The sequence below is a fragment of the Luteibacter sp. CQ10 genome (assembly GCF_040900725.1).
Lineage (GTDB): Bacteria > Pseudomonadota > Gammaproteobacteria > Xanthomonadales > Rhodanobacteraceae > Luteibacter.
The window spans coordinates 218,281-233,272 of record NZ_JAEUYM010000003.1 but is presented as its reverse complement, the minus strand read 5'-3'; the positions used below and the strand labels follow the sequence as shown (position 1 = coordinate 233,272).

Below are 14,992 nucleotides of genomic sequence, written 5' to 3'. Positions count from 1 at the left end.
TTGTCGAAGGTTAACCAGGAGTTCCAAATGGCGATTGACCGTGAGACCCAGGTGATGATGGACGCCTATGCGGCGGGCATCCGCTCGCCCAGGGAACTGGCCAATTTCATGGCCCAGGTCACGCATGAATCGAACGGCCTCAACCGTCTTGAAGAAAGCTTCCGCTACACGCGGAACGTTCACCAGATTCCCGTGCAGGCGGCCTGGCGCGAAGGTTCCGATGCGCTGGAGTCGGCGCGCAAGGCGGCCCTTCAAGGCAAGCCCGAAAAGCTCGCCGAACTCATGTACGGCGGCCGCAACGGCAACGACGCACCAGGCGATGGCTGGAATTATCGCGGACGCGGCTACCTTCCGCTCAACGGCAAGGACAACTATCGCGCCGCCGGTGAGGCGCTCGGGGTAGACCTCGTCGGCAAGCCGGAGCTTGCGGCGGAGCCAGCCCATGCGTCGAGAATCGCGGCCTGGTACTGGGAAAACCGCATTCCCGAACAAGCGAGGGAAAACGTCAAGGAGGCCACTCGCGCCATCAACGGCAAGTTCAATGGCCTGGAAGACCGCGAGCGTCGCTTCGGCGAATGGGAACGCAGGCTCACGCCCGAGGTCATGCAGCGGCTGGAAAGCGGGCATGTCGGCAAGACGCTGCCAGAGGCGCCCAAGACGGCCGACGCCCCACTCCATCGCGCGGGAGTGCCCCATGGTTCCCCCTCCGGCTTGAGCACGGCCGACCAGGCGCTGCTCGAGCAGGCGCGCAGGGCCGTCCACGAACTCGACAGGCAACACGGACGGCAGCCGGATCAGTTCAGCGAGAACCTCTCGGGCTCGCTCGCCGCATCCGCCAAACGCGACGGCCTCACCCGGATCGACAGCGTGGTGCTCAGCGACGACGCCAGCCGAGCCTTCGCGGTGCAGGGAAACACCGATTCACCCCACAAGCGGGTGAGCGAACTGCCCACGGGCGATGCCGTGAACACGCCGATCGAACAAAGCCTCGCCGCCATGAAGCAGATACCCGATCCGGCGCAGGCCCCCTCGCAGGATCAGCCATCCCAGCAGCAACGCCCTCCTTCCTCGGAACCCGGCCCGGGACGATGACCATGCGATGTTGCCGAAACGCGCACATTCGAGCTGCGAAGATCCGATTAACGTGTGGGAGAAAGCAACGCGGAACCAGGGGTTAAGCCGTCGGGACGACGCGCATGGCACGCAAGGAGACACCGCCGAACGAAAGTCAGACAGGAGCTTCATATGGCGATTGATCGTGAAATGCAGGTGCTTGATGCGGCCTACGCGGAGGGCATCCGCTCTCCGAGGGAGCTGGCTAACTTCATGGCCCAGGTAACCCACGAATCCAACGGCCTCAACCGGCTGGAGGAGAGTTTTCGATACATGCGGGGCATCGCCCAGATACCCACGCAGGCCGCGTGGCGGGAGGGCCCCCAGGTGCTGGAGGCCGCGCGCAAGGAGGCCCTGCTGGGGCGCCCCGAGAGGTTGGCCGAGCTGATGTACGGCGAGCGAAACGGCAATGACCAGCCCGGTGACGGCCTTCGTTACCGCGGACGCGGCTACCTGCCGGTGCCGGGGAAGAGCCACTATCGAGCGGCGGGCCTGGCATTGGGCATCGACCTCGTGAGCCAACCTGACCTGGCCGCCGAGCCGGCGCATGCCGCGCGGATCGCCGCGTGGTATTGGCGCAACCATGTGCCGCCGGCCGCGCGCGAAGACGTGCGGCATGCCACCCAGGCGCTCAACGGCAAGCTCTACGGCCTCGACGACCGTCGCGAGCGTTTCGAGACGTGGCAAAGCCGCCTATCGCCCCAGCTCATGCAACGCCTCCATGATGAGCACCGCGACCCATCGGCACGCGACGCCGATAGCCACGCGGAGACCGCCCGCCCCGCGGCGGATGTCGCCATCCGTCGCACCGACGAAGGCCGGCGCAAGAAAAAGGTCGATGACGATCCCTCCGCGACCCCGTCCGCCGCCGACACGGCGGACGACATCGATCCCGTGCTCATGTACGAACTGCAACGCGACGTGATGGAAGCCACCACCGAGTACGTCGCCGTGCCCGAACGCCCCCACCATCGGCATCGCCACCATCCGTCCCACCTTGTCGCGTCGCCGCCACCGACGCTCCATCAGCCGACACATCCACGGCACGCACTGTTCAACCAGGCGCTCGACGCGGTGCAGCGGCTCGACAAGGACCACCGTCGCGATTCCGACGAACGCAGCGAACGGTTGGCGGCGGCCCTGACCGTCGCGGCCCACCATAAGGGCATGGAGCGCATCGACCACGTGGCGCTCAACGACGACGCCACCCGCATCTTCGCCGTTCAGGGCGACCTCCACTCGCCGCATAAACAGGTCGCCGAGGTGAATACCGCCCATGCCATCGAGACCCCCATGGAACGCAGCGCGATGATCCTGGCCTTGAACCGTCCGTCGCCCACGCCGGAGCAAGGGAGCGAGCCGCAGCACGCCGTCAAATCCGTTCCCGGACCTTGAAGCACCGGCGGCCGATGCCCGCCGGACCGCTGGACGCGCTGTCGCATGGACGATAAGTCGCATTGATTCCACGCACCGGGCGCCATCCCGCCATGCACCCTGAAACCACGCACCGCCTATAGGACCGCACCATGTCGAAGACGATCATCTCCGTTCTGATTGCCCTGATCACGATGTCGGCCTGCGCCGAGCAGGCTGACGACCGGCATCGCAGCGTGGCCTCGACCCAGGCCGTGCTCCAGAAAATGGCTCCCACCGCGAAAATCACCTGCAAGGATGACGGATACGGCCAGGCCGCGTGCGAGGCGGATGGCGTGGAGGTGGACCTCCTCGGCTGCGGCAAAGGAGGCCTTTATGGCGTCACCAGCGGCAAGGACGGCATCGATCTCAATCAATCCATCCAGGGCAAGGGGCGGGTACTGGCGCACGTGGCGGACCGCCAGTTCGTCTGCGTAGCCGCCATCGAAAAGAACAGCGACGCACCGAATTACTACGTCATCGCCATACCCACGGCGAGCGTACCGGAATGCAAGGGAAGCGGGCTGTGCGAAGGGGCCGATCACCCGGTCCAATTGAAGCGAGCCACGACCGGGAAGTCATGCAAAGCGGACGGAAACGGTGAATACACCGGTGATTGCGCGGCGGGCTGGGTGCGAGAGTCCGAACTGGACCAGTACGCCGACGGCATCTGACCTTTCTACAGCCAGGAGTTACACATGAATCGGGATATCTACAACGAAGCACGTATCCACTTCTTCGAGTCCGGCCAGCGATACGAATACGGCCGCCCTGACATGACGCTCCATTCGAGAACGAATGGACCCACCGACCCCAGTCGCACCGAAGAAGACAGGGACCACGACGGCAAGCGTGGCGTCGATTGCTCGTCGTTCGTCTGGCGCGGCCTGCACGACGCCGGCTACGCCGTGGGCGACAAGCCCTTCGATACGCATACGCTCTTCAACGGCCACACAGTGGAGCCCTACGCCCGCCAGCATTTCGACGTCATTTCCGCCGAGGACGCGCGTAAGCCGAACGGCCGGCTGGAAGCCGGCGACATCATCATGTTCCGCAGCACGAAGGACGGCAGCCAACATGTCGGCATCGTGCGCGACTACGATGCGCAAGGGCACATCCGCTTCATCGGCTCGCAGGTCAGCACCGGCCCCGCGCAGGTGGAGATCAAGCCCGGCGGCTACTGGGACGGTGGCAAGGACGGGATGCAAATCGTCGGCGCGCTACGGGCGAAACCCGAGTTCCAGACGCGCCAGCCGCTGCACGACGGCCAGGCGACGAAGGAACCCGCACTTGCGCACCCTTCTGCTGGCGCTGAACCACACCACCCCTCCGCGAAGGCACCTGAGGCCGCGGCGCCGCAAGGGCACGACGGCGTCCTTCGCGAAGGCGCGCACGGCGCGAGCGTGAAGGAGCTTCAGGAGCGCCTCAATGCGCTCGGCGTCACCGACGCCCGGGGTCACCGCCTGGAACCTGACAGCCAGTACGGCCAGCACACCCGCGAGGCCGTCGAGACGTACCAGCGTGCCCACGGGCTCGAGCCGGATGGCGAAGTCGGCCCGAAGACCCTCGCATCCATGCGCGCCCAGGGCAAGGCGACACCGGGCCTGAACTCGCCCGACCATGCGGGCAACACGATATTCAACGGCGCGACGGATGCAACGAAGCGACTGGACGAACGACACGGCCGTACTCCCGACGAGCAGAGCCAGCGCATCGCCGGTGCCGCCACCGTCGCCGCCATGAAAGGCGGTCTCGACCACATCGACCATATCGTGATGAACGACGACGGCAGCAAGGGCTACGCGGTCCAGGGCGACCTCAACTCGCCGTTGAAGAAGGTCGCCGAGTTTGACGTCAACACGGCCCTCGCCACCCCGCTGGAGAAGAGCAGCGAGGCGGCCCTTCAGGTCCAGAACCAGGCGCATGCCCAGGCCCCGCTACAGCAGCAACAGCAGGCCGATCAGCATCAGCAGAACCCACAGCAGCTGGCACAGCCCAGGACGGCCTGAGGAGACGGCGATGACACGTCACGACCTCCCTCGGCCATGGCGTGCCATCGCCCTGCCGCTTTCTCTTTTCCTGATCTTCCCAGCCTACGGTGAAGCCATGAAACAACCCGACGTGAAGCTCAATCCCAAACCGCGCATGCGCTACGAGATCACCGCGACGGTGCACGGCGCGCCCGGTCCCTTCGAGCGCATCGACGGTCACGTGGATTACGAAGTCAGCAACCCCGCCTGCGTGCCGATGACGCCCGTCATGGGCGCCACCGTGGTACCGCGCAAGCGGGTGCCCGTGACGTTCACGCGGAGCGGCGACGGCCAGTTCCGCGGCGAGGTCTACATGGATTACCTCCAGGACGAAGACTACTTCGGCCAGGGCGTGTGCCATTGGGCCGTGGTCGGCGCCACGGCCGACTTCCATCACCGCGAGGTGAACTTCAGCCCGGCGATCTACAAGGACGACATCCTCGGCAAGCGCGAGGTGGTGAAGTATTTCTCGAAGACGTCGTACGAGCATGCCGATAGCGAGCGCATCGACATCGGCGCGAACGACACCAGCGCGTTCAATGACGCCGCGGCCACGTTCTCGATCACGCTCCACGCCGCGGAGCGGCTGCCGTGAGCCCGCGGTCGACGGACTACGCCCTGCTCTCGCAGGACGTGTACCACGACACCGCCGTCAACCAGACCGTCAAGCTCGACGGCATCACCTACCGCGTGCTCGACGCGGCGAACGACCCGATCACCGGTTTCCAGGCCCAGGCCTACGTCCGCGAAGACGTGCAGCCCCAGCAGGTGATCGTCGCCTTCCGCGGCACGGAGTTCGACCGCCAGCCGGTACGCGACGGCGGCGTCGACGCCGGCATGGTGCTCACCGGCCTCAACCTGCAGACGCCCGATGCCCTGGCCTTCACCCGCCGCGTGATGAACGAGGCGAACAAGGCCGCGGAGAACGAAGGCCGCAAACCACCCGAGATCACGGTCACCGGCCATTCCCTGGGCGGGACGCTGGCGGAGATCAGCGCCTACGAATTCGGGCTCAAGGGCGAAACCTTCAACGCCTATGGCGCGGCGGGCCTTCGCCAGGGTATTCCCGAAGGCGGCACGCAGGTGATCGATCACGTGCGCGCGGGCGACCTCGTCAGCGCGGCCAGTGCGCATTTCGGCGAAGTGCGCGTCTACGCCGCCCAGCAGGACATCGACACGCTGACCAAGGCGGGCTACCGCGACGACAGCGGCCTGTTGTCCTTACGCAACCCGATCAAGGCCACCGACTTCAGCGCCCACGCCATCGACAACTTCATCCCGGACAGCAAGCTGCTCGGCCAGTCGATCCTCAGCGAGGAAAGCCAGGCCCGTTACCGCGCCCACGAAGGCATGGTCGACCGCTACCGCGACGACGTGATGGACATCCGCAAGGGCATCTCCGCGCCGTGGGAGATTCCCCATGCCATCGGCGAGCTGAAGGACTTCGTCGAGCGCGAGGCGCTGGAGAAAGTCGGCGAAGGTTTGCAGGCCATCGAGCACGGCGTGGAAGACGTGGTCCACAAGGTGGAAGAAGGCTTCGAACACCTGAAGGAAGGCGTGCAGCATGTCAGGGAAGAGATCGGGGAAGGTATCCATGCCATCGAGGAAAAAGCTTCGAGTGCGTGGCATACGTTGACGCATCCAAGTGACTGGTTCGACCATGGAAAAGTCGATGCCAACCTGACCGATACAGACCATCCCGACCGCCGCCTATTCGAGCAAGCCATTAATGCCGTGCACCGGTTGGACGCTCAGCACCATCGCGTTCCAGATCAGAATAGTCAGCGCTTTGCCGCTTCGCTGACCGTGGCCGCACGCAAGGAGGGCCTTCAGCGAATCGACCATGTGGTTCTCTCTCAGGATGGCGAACAGGCATACGCCATTCAGGGTGACATCGAGTCCCCTTTGAAAAAGGTCGCCATGACCGATACGTCACGGGCAATTGCAACCTCCGTCGAGGCAAGCAGCGGGGAATGGCGAGAGACTGCCAACCGCGAGCAACAACGCGCCACATCAAACAGTATCGAGCAGCGGCAGAGGGCGACACATCCGTTCGACTGGCCTTCGATGTAGTTCTCTAATCAACACAGGCAAAAGATCCATGAAAAAATTTCTCTTGCTTCTTTGCGCAATCTCGTCAACGGCTGCGATTGGAGAGGAAGGATATCGCGGCTACACGCGCTACAGGAAGAACGATCCATTCGTACTTTGCACTTACGGACAACTGAACCCCATGCGCTGTTGGTGGCCCATGGATCCGACCGCTCCCACCCACTTCGAGAATCCCGACTGCGACCCTCCGAACACAGAAACCGGCCGTCCATGGTCGGATGACGATTGGGCGTCGTTGTATGACTACGAAGCCATCTGTCCGAAAGCCAAGCACACTGGCAGGTGGACCGGTGAAGGAACAGGCGAGCAAATTCCGATGATTCATTGATTGGACCAAGGATTCGTTACATGAAACACAGGGGATATTGGGCCGCTGGCCTCCTTGTCGTCACACTTGTCGTTGGCGAATTTCTGGCCGGATATTTCACGCTGGTCTTCATAGGCTTGAAGCAAACGCCGCTGGCCTGGAACACCTTCATCACCTACGCCCGCGCACTCGACCTCAAGGAAGTCCAACCCTACGTCTGGAAAATCAAAACCGCCGGCGCCATCGGCTTCCTGATCCCGCTCATCCTCTGGTGCGTGGCAGCCTACTTCCTGTTCCGCTCGAAGAAACAGTCGATGCACGGCGACGCCCGTTTCGCCTCCTCGGGTGACCTGCGCGGCAAGAAGATGCTCTCCCCTGCCCCCAACGGCATCCTGGTCGGCAAATTCAAGGGCGACCTCGTTCGCCTGCCGGGCCAGCAGTTCGTGATCCTCGCCGCGCCGACGCGCTCGGGGAAGGGCGTGGGCGTGGTGATCCCGAACCTGCTCGAATACCAGGAGTCGGTGGTCGTACTGGACATCAAGCAGGAGAACTTCGACCTCACCAGCGGCTGGCGCGCCAGCCAGGGGCAGGAGATCTACCTGTTCAATCCGTTCGCGGAGGATCGCCGCACGCATCGCTGGAATCCGCTGAGTTACGTCTCGAAGGACCCCGCCTTCCGCGTGTCCGACCTCATGAGCATCGCCTCGATGCTCTACCCCGATGTCTCGGACGACCAGAAGTTCTGGGTGAGCCAGGCGCGCAACGCTTTCATGGCCTTCACGCTCTACCTCTGCGAGAAGTGGGATCACGACGAGGAGAACGGCTTGCCGATGATCCTTCGCACCAAGCCGACGCTGGGCATGGTCTATCGCCTGTCGTCCGGCGACGGTACCGACCTGCGCGAGCTCTACACGCGACTGTCGAAGGAGCCCTTCCTCAGCGGCAACGCGCAGTCGGCCTTCGCCAACCTGCTGTCGCAGGCGAACGAGACGTTCGCGTCGATCCTCGGCACCTTCAAGGAGCCGCTCAATGCCTGGATCAATCCGGTGCTCGACGCCGCCACCAGCGAGGACGACTTCCTGCTCACCGACGTGCGCAAGAAGAAGATGACGATCTACATCGGCATCCTGCCCAACAAGCTGGCCGAAAGCCGTCTCATCGTGAACCTGTTCTTCAGCCAGCTTATCAACCTCAACACCAAGGATCTGCCGCAGAACAACCCCGCGCTGAAGCATCAATGCCTGCTGCTGATGGACGAATTCACTTCCATCGGCAAGGTGGAGATCATCGCGTCGGCGGTGTCGTACATGGCCGGCTACAACGTGCGCCTGCTGCCGATCATCCAGAGCATGGCCCAGCTCGACGCCGTCTATGGAAAGGACGTGTCGCGCACCGTCATCACCAACCACGCGCTGCAGATCGTCTACGCCCCGCGCGAACAGCAGGACGCCAACGACTACTCCGAGATGCTGGGCTACACCACGGTGCGTCGCGAGAACATCACCAAGAGCAAGAAGGGTGACGTGAGCCGAAGCCATACCGAGGAGAAGCGCGCCCTGATGCTCCCGCAGGAACTCAAGGCGATGGGCACGGAAAAGGAAGTGTTCCTCTACGAGGGCATTCCCCACCCGGTGATGTGCGAGAAGATCCGTTACTACGAAGACAAGTACTTCACCTCGCGCCTGATGAAGAAGGTGGACGTGCCGCAACTGGCCGTCTGACCCGCGAAGCGACGACCGGTAACGAAACGTTACCGGTCGTTTGCATGCCATCGTTTAAGCCGCGTCAGGGTGGGGAGCGGGCCATGGCGCCCTTGGCTGGATGGCGATGATGGTGCGGATGATATGGGGCGAGCTTATGGGGCAACAGACCATTCGCCTCGCTGTCGCGACGCGGTATCGCCCCCCGAAACCGTCGCTTCTAAGGCTCTCGATTTACCCGCGCGGCGGGGGGTGGTGCTGATTAGGATGGGTCTGCAGGTCCGGCACCCGCCCTGCATCTCTTTTTTCATCAAGGAGCCCACCATGACCGTTCTCGTGCTTCTCAACGGCCTCGAGCCGTCCATCGTTTTCTCGTTGACCCTGCTGGGCGTCCTCAGTCAACCGAAGAGGGTGCTGAAGAAGGGCCGGCCCCTCTTCCCGCCTCAGGTTTGCCATCGCCTCGCGAAAGAAGTTTTGAATGCCCTGGCTGCCGTTGCCCACGAATTCACCTTGCCTACGGAATGGCCTCGCATCGCTCTGATCATCAAAATCTTCCTCTGCGCCTCTTGCTATGTGCTGGGCATGTCAACGGCAGTGCTTGTGCTCGCCGAAGGGGCTGTGGTGATCCGTGCATCGGCATCCCCCGGACAGGCTCTTTTGGGCGGTACTTTCGTGATGTTGATCGGCCTGAGTGGGTGGTGGATGGTGTGTCAGGCCGAACAACTCCGCGTGCACCTGTGCAATGGCCCTCGACGAGTCAGCCCACGGCGTCACGGATACTGACCGCCTGTCAGCGGTAGCCCCACGGTGGATGCATCCACGGGGCACGCAGGCAAACGGGCTAGATGGCCGTCCATGGCGGCCCGTTTACCGAAATTCGCATATGGCTGGTGGTGACCACGCGCTACGCTACCGGGCACCAAACCGACCATGGAGGTCTTATGCACATCCGTCGCACCCTGCCGTCCCTCGCCCTGCTCGCCGGGCTGCTTGCCGACCCTGCCCTCGCCGCCGCTCCGCCAGCCACGGGACTCGGCCAATCGTGGCCAAACACCACCGATGTCAGCACCAATCCGAATTGGCATGTGTATGTGTTCGCGCGCGGCTCGACCCGATACATCCAGATCAATGACGCCCAAGGGGTGGTTCGGGGGGCCTTTGCCCGAACGCCTTACAGCTTGGTCGGCCTGCCCATCGGCACCGACGCGGGCAACCTGTCGACCCCCGACGAACCCCTGCCGCCGCCGGCGAGCCGCCAGTCGGTGCAGGTCTATCAGGGCGATGGCGTCCAGGCGTTTGTCGCGCCGCAGCCGGACGGTACAGCTCGCCTGATGCTAGTGTCGAGCGATTGCAAGGCCGATCCGATCAACTGCAACAAGGGCAGCCCCTGACGGTCAGCGCTCTCGTAGCAGCGGGTGGGCGGCAGGCTGGCGCTTGCCGCCCACCAACAACCCAGCGGACATGACAAAAGCCAAGGCGACCTGGCAATAGATGACCGCCGGGTCGCGCACGATGTGGCTGGTCAGCGCCAAGGCAATGCTGGCACCCGTGCCCGCCATTGCCGTGCCGCGCCACCCGTAACGCCACGCCATGGCGACCATCGGCAGGATCATCGCCAATCGCGCGAGTTGCTGGGCACCCGGCGCCTCGCTGGTGTTGGCCATCCAGGTCAAGGCAACCAGCACCGGCGCCACCCCCATGCATGTGTCCCGCACCAGCGGACTGCGCAGGACCGACCATACCGAGGGCGTGACCCGCCACCGGTCCTGGAGCGCCAGGAGGGTCGGCACGAGGGTAAGACCGCCAAGGTAACCGCCGAGCATGTACGCGCTGAAACCGACCCAAAGCAACGGTCCAGGCGAGCCGTCGGTCGACAGGGCCATCAGGGCAATCCACAGGGAGGCCGTGTCGCGCAGGGTACTCAGCGCCGCGCAGCACAGGGTCGCCGTGACGACATAGCCCATGCACAGGCGACCGTCGGGGTCGCGCAATGCGCCCCAGCGGCGTAATGGTTTCATGCCGGCCATACAAACGACGATTTGTGGCACCGCGGCGGCCACGGCCCAGGCAGGGCCGAAGTCGTCGATGCAGGCCAAGGCGTTTTCCAGCACGGGGAGGAACTCTCCCAGCGCGAGGGCGGGCCAAAGCCGCATCGGCACCAGCAACAGGCAACACAGCCGAAAGCCGACCGTCAGCTCCCAATGGGCCAGGCTCAACTCGTAGGCAATCCGGTAAAAAGCGGCGTATGCGGCCGCCACGGCAACGTGTTGTCCCCAGATTTTCCAGTGCTCCATGCCGACCCTCACGCCATCCCCTTTAGCGTCCCTCATGACAGCGGCAAGGGTGGCAGAAACCGCTGGCAAAATCTCGCGATAAGCCGTGGGCGACAGCCCAAATCATAGGCTGATGCCGAAAACGCACTGCGGTTGCTCTGGAGCGTACGAATCGTGGCGCCGCCTCCAACTCGACCGTGCACCCACGCCTTGACACCCGACTCGTTGATCGCACGCACAGTCCCGGGGCGATCGGCCCCAGCGTCGTGCCGCAAGCGGTGATGGAACGCAGGCCTGCCGCCGTCAGTGCAAGTTTCAGCGTGTCCATCGTCTTCCGTTGACCTGGCATCCGGCTTCGAAAGCACGCCGCCGTGGGCGCGCTGAGCGTCCCGCACACGTGACGAAACGTCATCGGTCTTTTCCAACCCGTCACTTCAGTCGTCGATCCACCCTTGCTTCAATGACGGTGTTCCGCCACGGCGGACCGTCTATCGAAACGACCGGAGGATCCCATCATGACCACACACAAGACCGCCCTGATCGTCGGCGCGTCGAGGGGCCTCGGCCTCGCGCTCGCCGAGGCGTTCTGCACGCGGGGATGGCGGGTCATCGCCACGTCCCGAGGCAAGGCGAACGGGCTGGACGAGCTGGGCGCGCGTTACCCCGGCACGCTTGAACACGAGCACGTCGATATCGACGACCTGGCTACCGTGCGCGCACTCCATGACCGCCTGCAAGGACGCCAGCTCGACGTGCTGTTCGTCAACGCCGGGATCGCGAAAGCCAACGAGCTGACGCCGCTCGACGTCGCCGAAAGCGACTTCCTCGACATGATGCGCACCAATGCGCTGGCCCCGATGCGAGTGGTCGAACTGTTCCATGACCGGGTCGATGCCGGGAAAGGCGTGATCGCCGTCATGTCGTCGGAAATCGGCAGCATCGGCAACGCGAACGGCTTCTGGGAGCTTTACAGCGCGAGCAAGGCGGCCCTGAACATGCTGCTGGCCTCGTTCCACGCACGCCACCCCGGCGACCGGCGCGCCATGCTGGCGGTGGCGCCGGGCTGGGTACGCACGGACATGGGCACGCAGGATGCCACGCTGGACATTTCCGACAGCATTCCCCGGGTGGTCGACGTGGTCGAGGCGAACGCGGGCAAGCCGGGGCTGCGCTTCGTCGATCGGCACGGCGCCATCCTGCCCTGGTAGGCGCGCGGCACGCGGAACGTCGCCGTTCCAACGACGGTATCATGTACGACCGGCCCGCCACGGTTGGCGGGCCTTCGGCATGGAACCTCGCAAAATCATGGCTTTAGCAGAAGACATCTCGGCCGCCGCCGGGCACACGCCGTTCATGCGGCAGTACCTCGCGGCAAAGGCTGAGCATCCCGACATCCTGCTGTTCTTCCGGATGGGGGACTTCTACGAGCTGTTCTACGACGACGCCCGCAAGGCGGCGCGCCTGCTCGACATCACCCTCACCCAGCGCGGCCAGTCGGCCGGCGCGCCGATTCCCATGGCCGGCGTGCCCTACCACGCGGTGGAGGGATACCTCGCCCGCCTGGTGAAGCTGGGCGAATCCGTCGCCCTCTGCGAGCAGATCGGCGATCCGGCCACGTCGAAGGGGCCGGTGAAGCGCGAAGTGGTGCGCATCGTCACGCCGGGCACGGTCACCGATGCCGCGTTGATGGAAGAGCGCCGCGACAACCTCCTTCTGTCCATCGCCGCCGGCCCGAAGGGCTACGGCCTGGCCTGGGTGGACCTCTCCACCGGCCGCTTCCTGCTCACCGAGGTGGCTTCACCCGAAGGCCTCGCCGCCGAACTGGCCCGCCTGCAACCGGCCGAGACGCTGGTCAGCGAAGACGTGGCCTGGCCGAAGCTGGTCAGCACCCTGCCCGGCCTGCGCAAGCGCCAGCCCTGGCATTTCGACGGCGACGCGGCCACCCGCGAACTGTGCCGCTTCTTCAAGACGCGCGACCTGCGCGGCTTCGGCGTCGACGCCCTGCCCCTGGCGGTCGCCGCCGCGGGCTGCCTGCTCGGCTACGTGGAAGAAACCCAGAAGAGCGCGTTGCCCCACCTCACCGGCATGGCGGTGGAAAACGCCAGCGAAACGATCGCGATGGACGCCGCCACGCGGCGCAACCTCGAGATCGACACGCACCAGAGCGGCAACGTCGACAACACGCTGCTCGGCGTGCTCGATGAAACCGTCACCCCGATGGGCGCGCGCCTCCTGCGCCGTTGGCTCAACCGCCCGCTGCGCGACCGCACGACCCTGCGCGGCCGGCACCAGGCCATCGGCAGCCTCATCGATCACCGCCGCCACGGCAGCCTGCGCGAGCGCCTGCGCGGCGTGGGCGACCTCGAACGCATCCTCGCCCGCGTGGCGCTTCGCTCGGCGCGTCCGCGCGACCTCTCCACGCTGCGCGACGGCCTGGCCGCCGCACCCGCCTTGCGCGAGGACATCGCCGGCATCGACAGCCCGCTGCTGCACGCCCTCGTCGAGCGCATCGGCGATCACGCCGACACCGCCGCCCTGCTCGCCCGCGCCGTCGTGCCGCAGCCGCCGGTGCTGCTGCGCGATGGCGGCGTGCTCGCCGAAGGCTACGACGACGAACTCGACGAGCTGCGCCGCCTTTCGACCAACGCCGACCAGTTCCTGGTCGACATGGAGGAGCGCGAAAAAGCCGCCAGCGGCATTCCGACGCTGAAGGTCGGCTACAACCGCGTGCACGGTTATTACATCGAGATCACCAAGGCCCAGGCCGACAAGGCGCCGCAGCACTACACGCGCCGCCAGACAACGAAGAACGCCGAGCGCTACATCACCGAAGAGCTCAAGCAGTTCGAAGACAAGGTGCTCTCGGCGAAGGAGCGCTCGCTGATGCGCGAACGCGCGCTCTACGAACTCCTGCTCGACAAGCTCATCGAACGCTTGCCGGAACTGAAGACCGCCGCCTCGGCGATGGCCGAACTCGACGTGCTGGCCGACCTCGCCGAACGCGCCGAAACGCTCGACTGGGCCATGCCCGAACTCTCCGACGCACCCGGCATCCGCATCGAACGCGGCCGCCATCCGGTGGTGGAGAAGGTGCGCGACGAGCCGTTCGAGCCGAACGACCTCGTGCTCGACAAGGGCCGGCGCATGCTGGTGATCACCGGCCCGAACATGGGCGGTAAATCCACCTACATGCGCCAGAACGCGCTCATCGTGCTGCTCGCCCACGTGGGCAGCTACGTACCGGCTTCGTCGGCCGTCATCGGCCCCATCGACCGCATCTTCACCCGCATCGGCGCGGGCGACGATCTCTCGCGCGGCCAGTCCACCTTCATGGTGGAGATGAGCGAAACGGCGAACATCCTGCACAACGCCACCGATTGCAGCCTCGTGCTGATGGACGAGGTCGGGCGCGGCACCAGCACCTACGACGGCCTGTCGCTCGCCCGCGCGGCGGCCGTGCACCTGGCCTCGGTCAGCTGCGCGTTCACGTTGTTCGCCACGCACTACTTCGAGCTCACGGAGCTGGCGGGCGAGTTCCGCACCATCGCCAACGTGCACCTGGATGCCGTGGAATACGGCGAGCAACTGGTGTTCATGCATACGGTGAAGGACGGCCCGGCCAATCGCAGCTTCGGCCTGCAGGTGGCGGCGCTGGCCGGCTTGCCGAAGACGGTGATCGCCGATGCGCGCAGCTACCTCGCGGCGCTCGAGCAGGGCCACGAAGTGACGGCCGCGGTCGCCGCCCCGCCCTCCCCGGCACCGCAGATGGGCCTGTTCGCGCCGCCGTTGCCTTCGCCGGTGGAAGAAGCCCTGCGCGCCATCGACCCCGACGACCTGAGCCCGCGCGATGCGCTGGAGCAGATCTATAAGCTGCGGAAAATGTTGCGCTGAAGCATTGAGACGCCCTATCGCCACGATCTGAACAATCGAATTCACTCCGGGACACGGCCTGCCTATAGTGGCGGCGCTCGCTCTCTTCGATGTTTCAGGTTTCACGGGGCCTTACGACTCTCCATCTTCCGGTCCCGTGGCGTCCCCTACCCC

Annotated in this window: 12 protein-coding genes; 11 read left to right on the top strand and 1 reads right to left on the bottom strand. The window is 64.9% G+C overall.

Annotated elements, in window-relative coordinates:
- Nucleotides 1-27 precede the first annotated feature (27 nt).
- From JNG39_RS13985 to JNG39_RS13945, 9 genes are all read left to right on the top strand, one after another.
- The gene (locus JNG39_RS13985) at nucleotides 28-1,092 is read left to right on the top strand and encodes an XVIPCD domain-containing protein (protein WP_368312247.1); all 1,065 of its coding nucleotides are present in this window, start codon (nucleotides 28-30) and stop codon (nucleotides 1,090-1,092) included.
- 153 nt (nucleotides 1,093-1,245) lie between these two features.
- Nucleotides 1,246-2,508, top strand: a complete 1,263-nt coding sequence (locus tag JNG39_RS13980) for an XVIPCD domain-containing protein (RefSeq protein ID WP_368312245.1) — start codon at nucleotides 1,246-1,248, stop codon at nucleotides 2,506-2,508.
- Nucleotides 2,509-2,639: 131 nt separating this feature from the next.
- Nucleotides 2,640-3,200: a hypothetical protein gene (locus tag JNG39_RS13975; RefSeq protein ID WP_368312243.1), complete on the top strand. Its 561-nt coding sequence runs from the start codon at nucleotides 2,640-2,642 to the stop codon at nucleotides 3,198-3,200.
- Nucleotides 3,201-3,224: 24 nt separating this feature from the next.
- Nucleotides 3,225-4,535, top strand: coding sequence for an XVIPCD domain-containing protein (locus JNG39_RS13970; protein ID WP_368312242.1), 1,311 nt, complete (start codon nucleotides 3,225-3,227; stop codon nucleotides 4,533-4,535).
- Nucleotides 4,536-4,632: 97 nt separating this feature from the next.
- A complete protein-coding gene (locus JNG39_RS13965; RefSeq protein ID WP_368312240.1) occupies nucleotides 4,633-5,151 on the top strand; it encodes a hypothetical protein in 519 nt (172 codons plus the stop codon).
- A gap of 95 nt (nucleotides 5,152-5,246) precedes the next feature.
- Entirely contained in the window at nucleotides 5,247-6,629 is a 1,383-nt protein-coding gene (locus tag JNG39_RS13960; protein ID WP_368312238.1) for an XVIPCD domain-containing protein, read from the top strand.
- Nucleotides 6,630-7,016: 387 nt separating this feature from the next.
- On the top strand, nucleotides 7,017-8,696 hold the full coding sequence (locus tag JNG39_RS13955) for a type IV secretory system conjugative DNA transfer family protein (RefSeq protein ID WP_368312237.1): 1,680 nt from the start codon (nucleotides 7,017-7,019) through the stop codon (nucleotides 8,694-8,696).
- A 303-nt stretch (nucleotides 8,697-8,999) separates the two neighbouring features.
- The gene (locus tag JNG39_RS13950) at nucleotides 9,000-9,458 is read left to right on the top strand and encodes a hypothetical protein (RefSeq protein WP_368312235.1); all 459 of its coding nucleotides are present in this window, start codon (nucleotides 9,000-9,002) and stop codon (nucleotides 9,456-9,458) included.
- A 158-nt stretch (nucleotides 9,459-9,616) separates the two neighbouring features.
- Nucleotides 9,617-10,066, top strand: a complete 450-nt coding sequence (locus tag JNG39_RS13945; protein WP_368312234.1) for a hypothetical protein — start codon at nucleotides 9,617-9,619, stop codon at nucleotides 10,064-10,066.
- A gap of 3 nt (nucleotides 10,067-10,069) precedes the next feature.
- Here the strand turns inward: JNG39_RS13945 and JNG39_RS13940 are convergent, their stop codons facing one another.
- Nucleotides 10,070-10,969, bottom strand: coding sequence for an MASE1 domain-containing protein (locus JNG39_RS13940; protein WP_368312232.1), 900 nt, complete (start codon nucleotides 10,967-10,969; stop codon nucleotides 10,070-10,072).
- Nucleotides 10,970-11,463: 494 nt separating this feature from the next.
- On the opposite strand from JNG39_RS13940, the gene JNG39_RS13935 reads away from it, so the two are divergent.
- On the top strand, nucleotides 11,464-12,156 hold the full coding sequence (locus tag JNG39_RS13935) for an SDR family NAD(P)-dependent oxidoreductase (RefSeq protein ID WP_368312231.1): 693 nt from the start codon (nucleotides 11,464-11,466) through the stop codon (nucleotides 12,154-12,156).
- Nucleotides 12,157-12,253: 97 nt separating this feature from the next.
- The gene (mutS, locus tag JNG39_RS13930) at nucleotides 12,254-14,839 is read left to right on the top strand and encodes a DNA mismatch repair protein MutS (protein WP_368312230.1); all 2,586 of its coding nucleotides are present in this window, start codon (nucleotides 12,254-12,256) and stop codon (nucleotides 14,837-14,839) included.
- Nucleotides 14,840-14,992 lie beyond the last annotated feature (153 nt).

Excerpts from the sequence above, each read along its gene's own strand:
- JNG39_RS13985 (WP_368312247.1), top strand. The coding sequence starts at position 28 with ATGGCGATTGACCGTGAGACCCAGGTGATGATGGACGCCTATGCGGCG.
- JNG39_RS13980 (WP_368312245.1), top strand. The coding sequence starts at position 1,246 with ATGGCGATTGATCGTGAAATGCAGGTGCTTGATGCGGCCTACGCGGAG.
- JNG39_RS13975 (WP_368312243.1), top strand. The coding sequence starts at position 2,640 with ATGTCGAAGACGATCATCTCCGTTCTGATTGCCCTGATCACGATGTCG.
- JNG39_RS13970 (WP_368312242.1), top strand. The coding sequence starts at position 3,225 with ATGAATCGGGATATCTACAACGAAGCACGTATCCACTTCTTCGAGTCC.
- JNG39_RS13965 (WP_368312240.1), top strand. The coding sequence starts at position 4,633 with ATGAAACAACCCGACGTGAAGCTCAATCCCAAACCGCGCATGCGCTAC.
- JNG39_RS13955 (WP_368312237.1), top strand. The coding sequence starts at position 7,017 with ATGAAACACAGGGGATATTGGGCCGCTGGCCTCCTTGTCGTCACACTT.
- JNG39_RS13950 (WP_368312235.1), top strand. The coding sequence starts at position 9,000 with ATGACCGTTCTCGTGCTTCTCAACGGCCTCGAGCCGTCCATCGTTTTC.
- JNG39_RS13945 (WP_368312234.1), top strand. The coding sequence starts at position 9,617 with ATGCACATCCGTCGCACCCTGCCGTCCCTCGCCCTGCTCGCCGGGCTG.
- JNG39_RS13940 (WP_368312232.1), bottom strand. The coding sequence starts at position 10,969 with ATGGAGCACTGGAAAATCTGGGGACAACACGTTGCCGTGGCGGCCGCA.
- JNG39_RS13935 (WP_368312231.1), top strand. The coding sequence starts at position 11,464 with ATGACCACACACAAGACCGCCCTGATCGTCGGCGCGTCGAGGGGCCTC.
- mutS (WP_368312230.1), top strand. The coding sequence starts at position 12,254 with ATGGCTTTAGCAGAAGACATCTCGGCCGCCGCCGGGCACACGCCGTTC.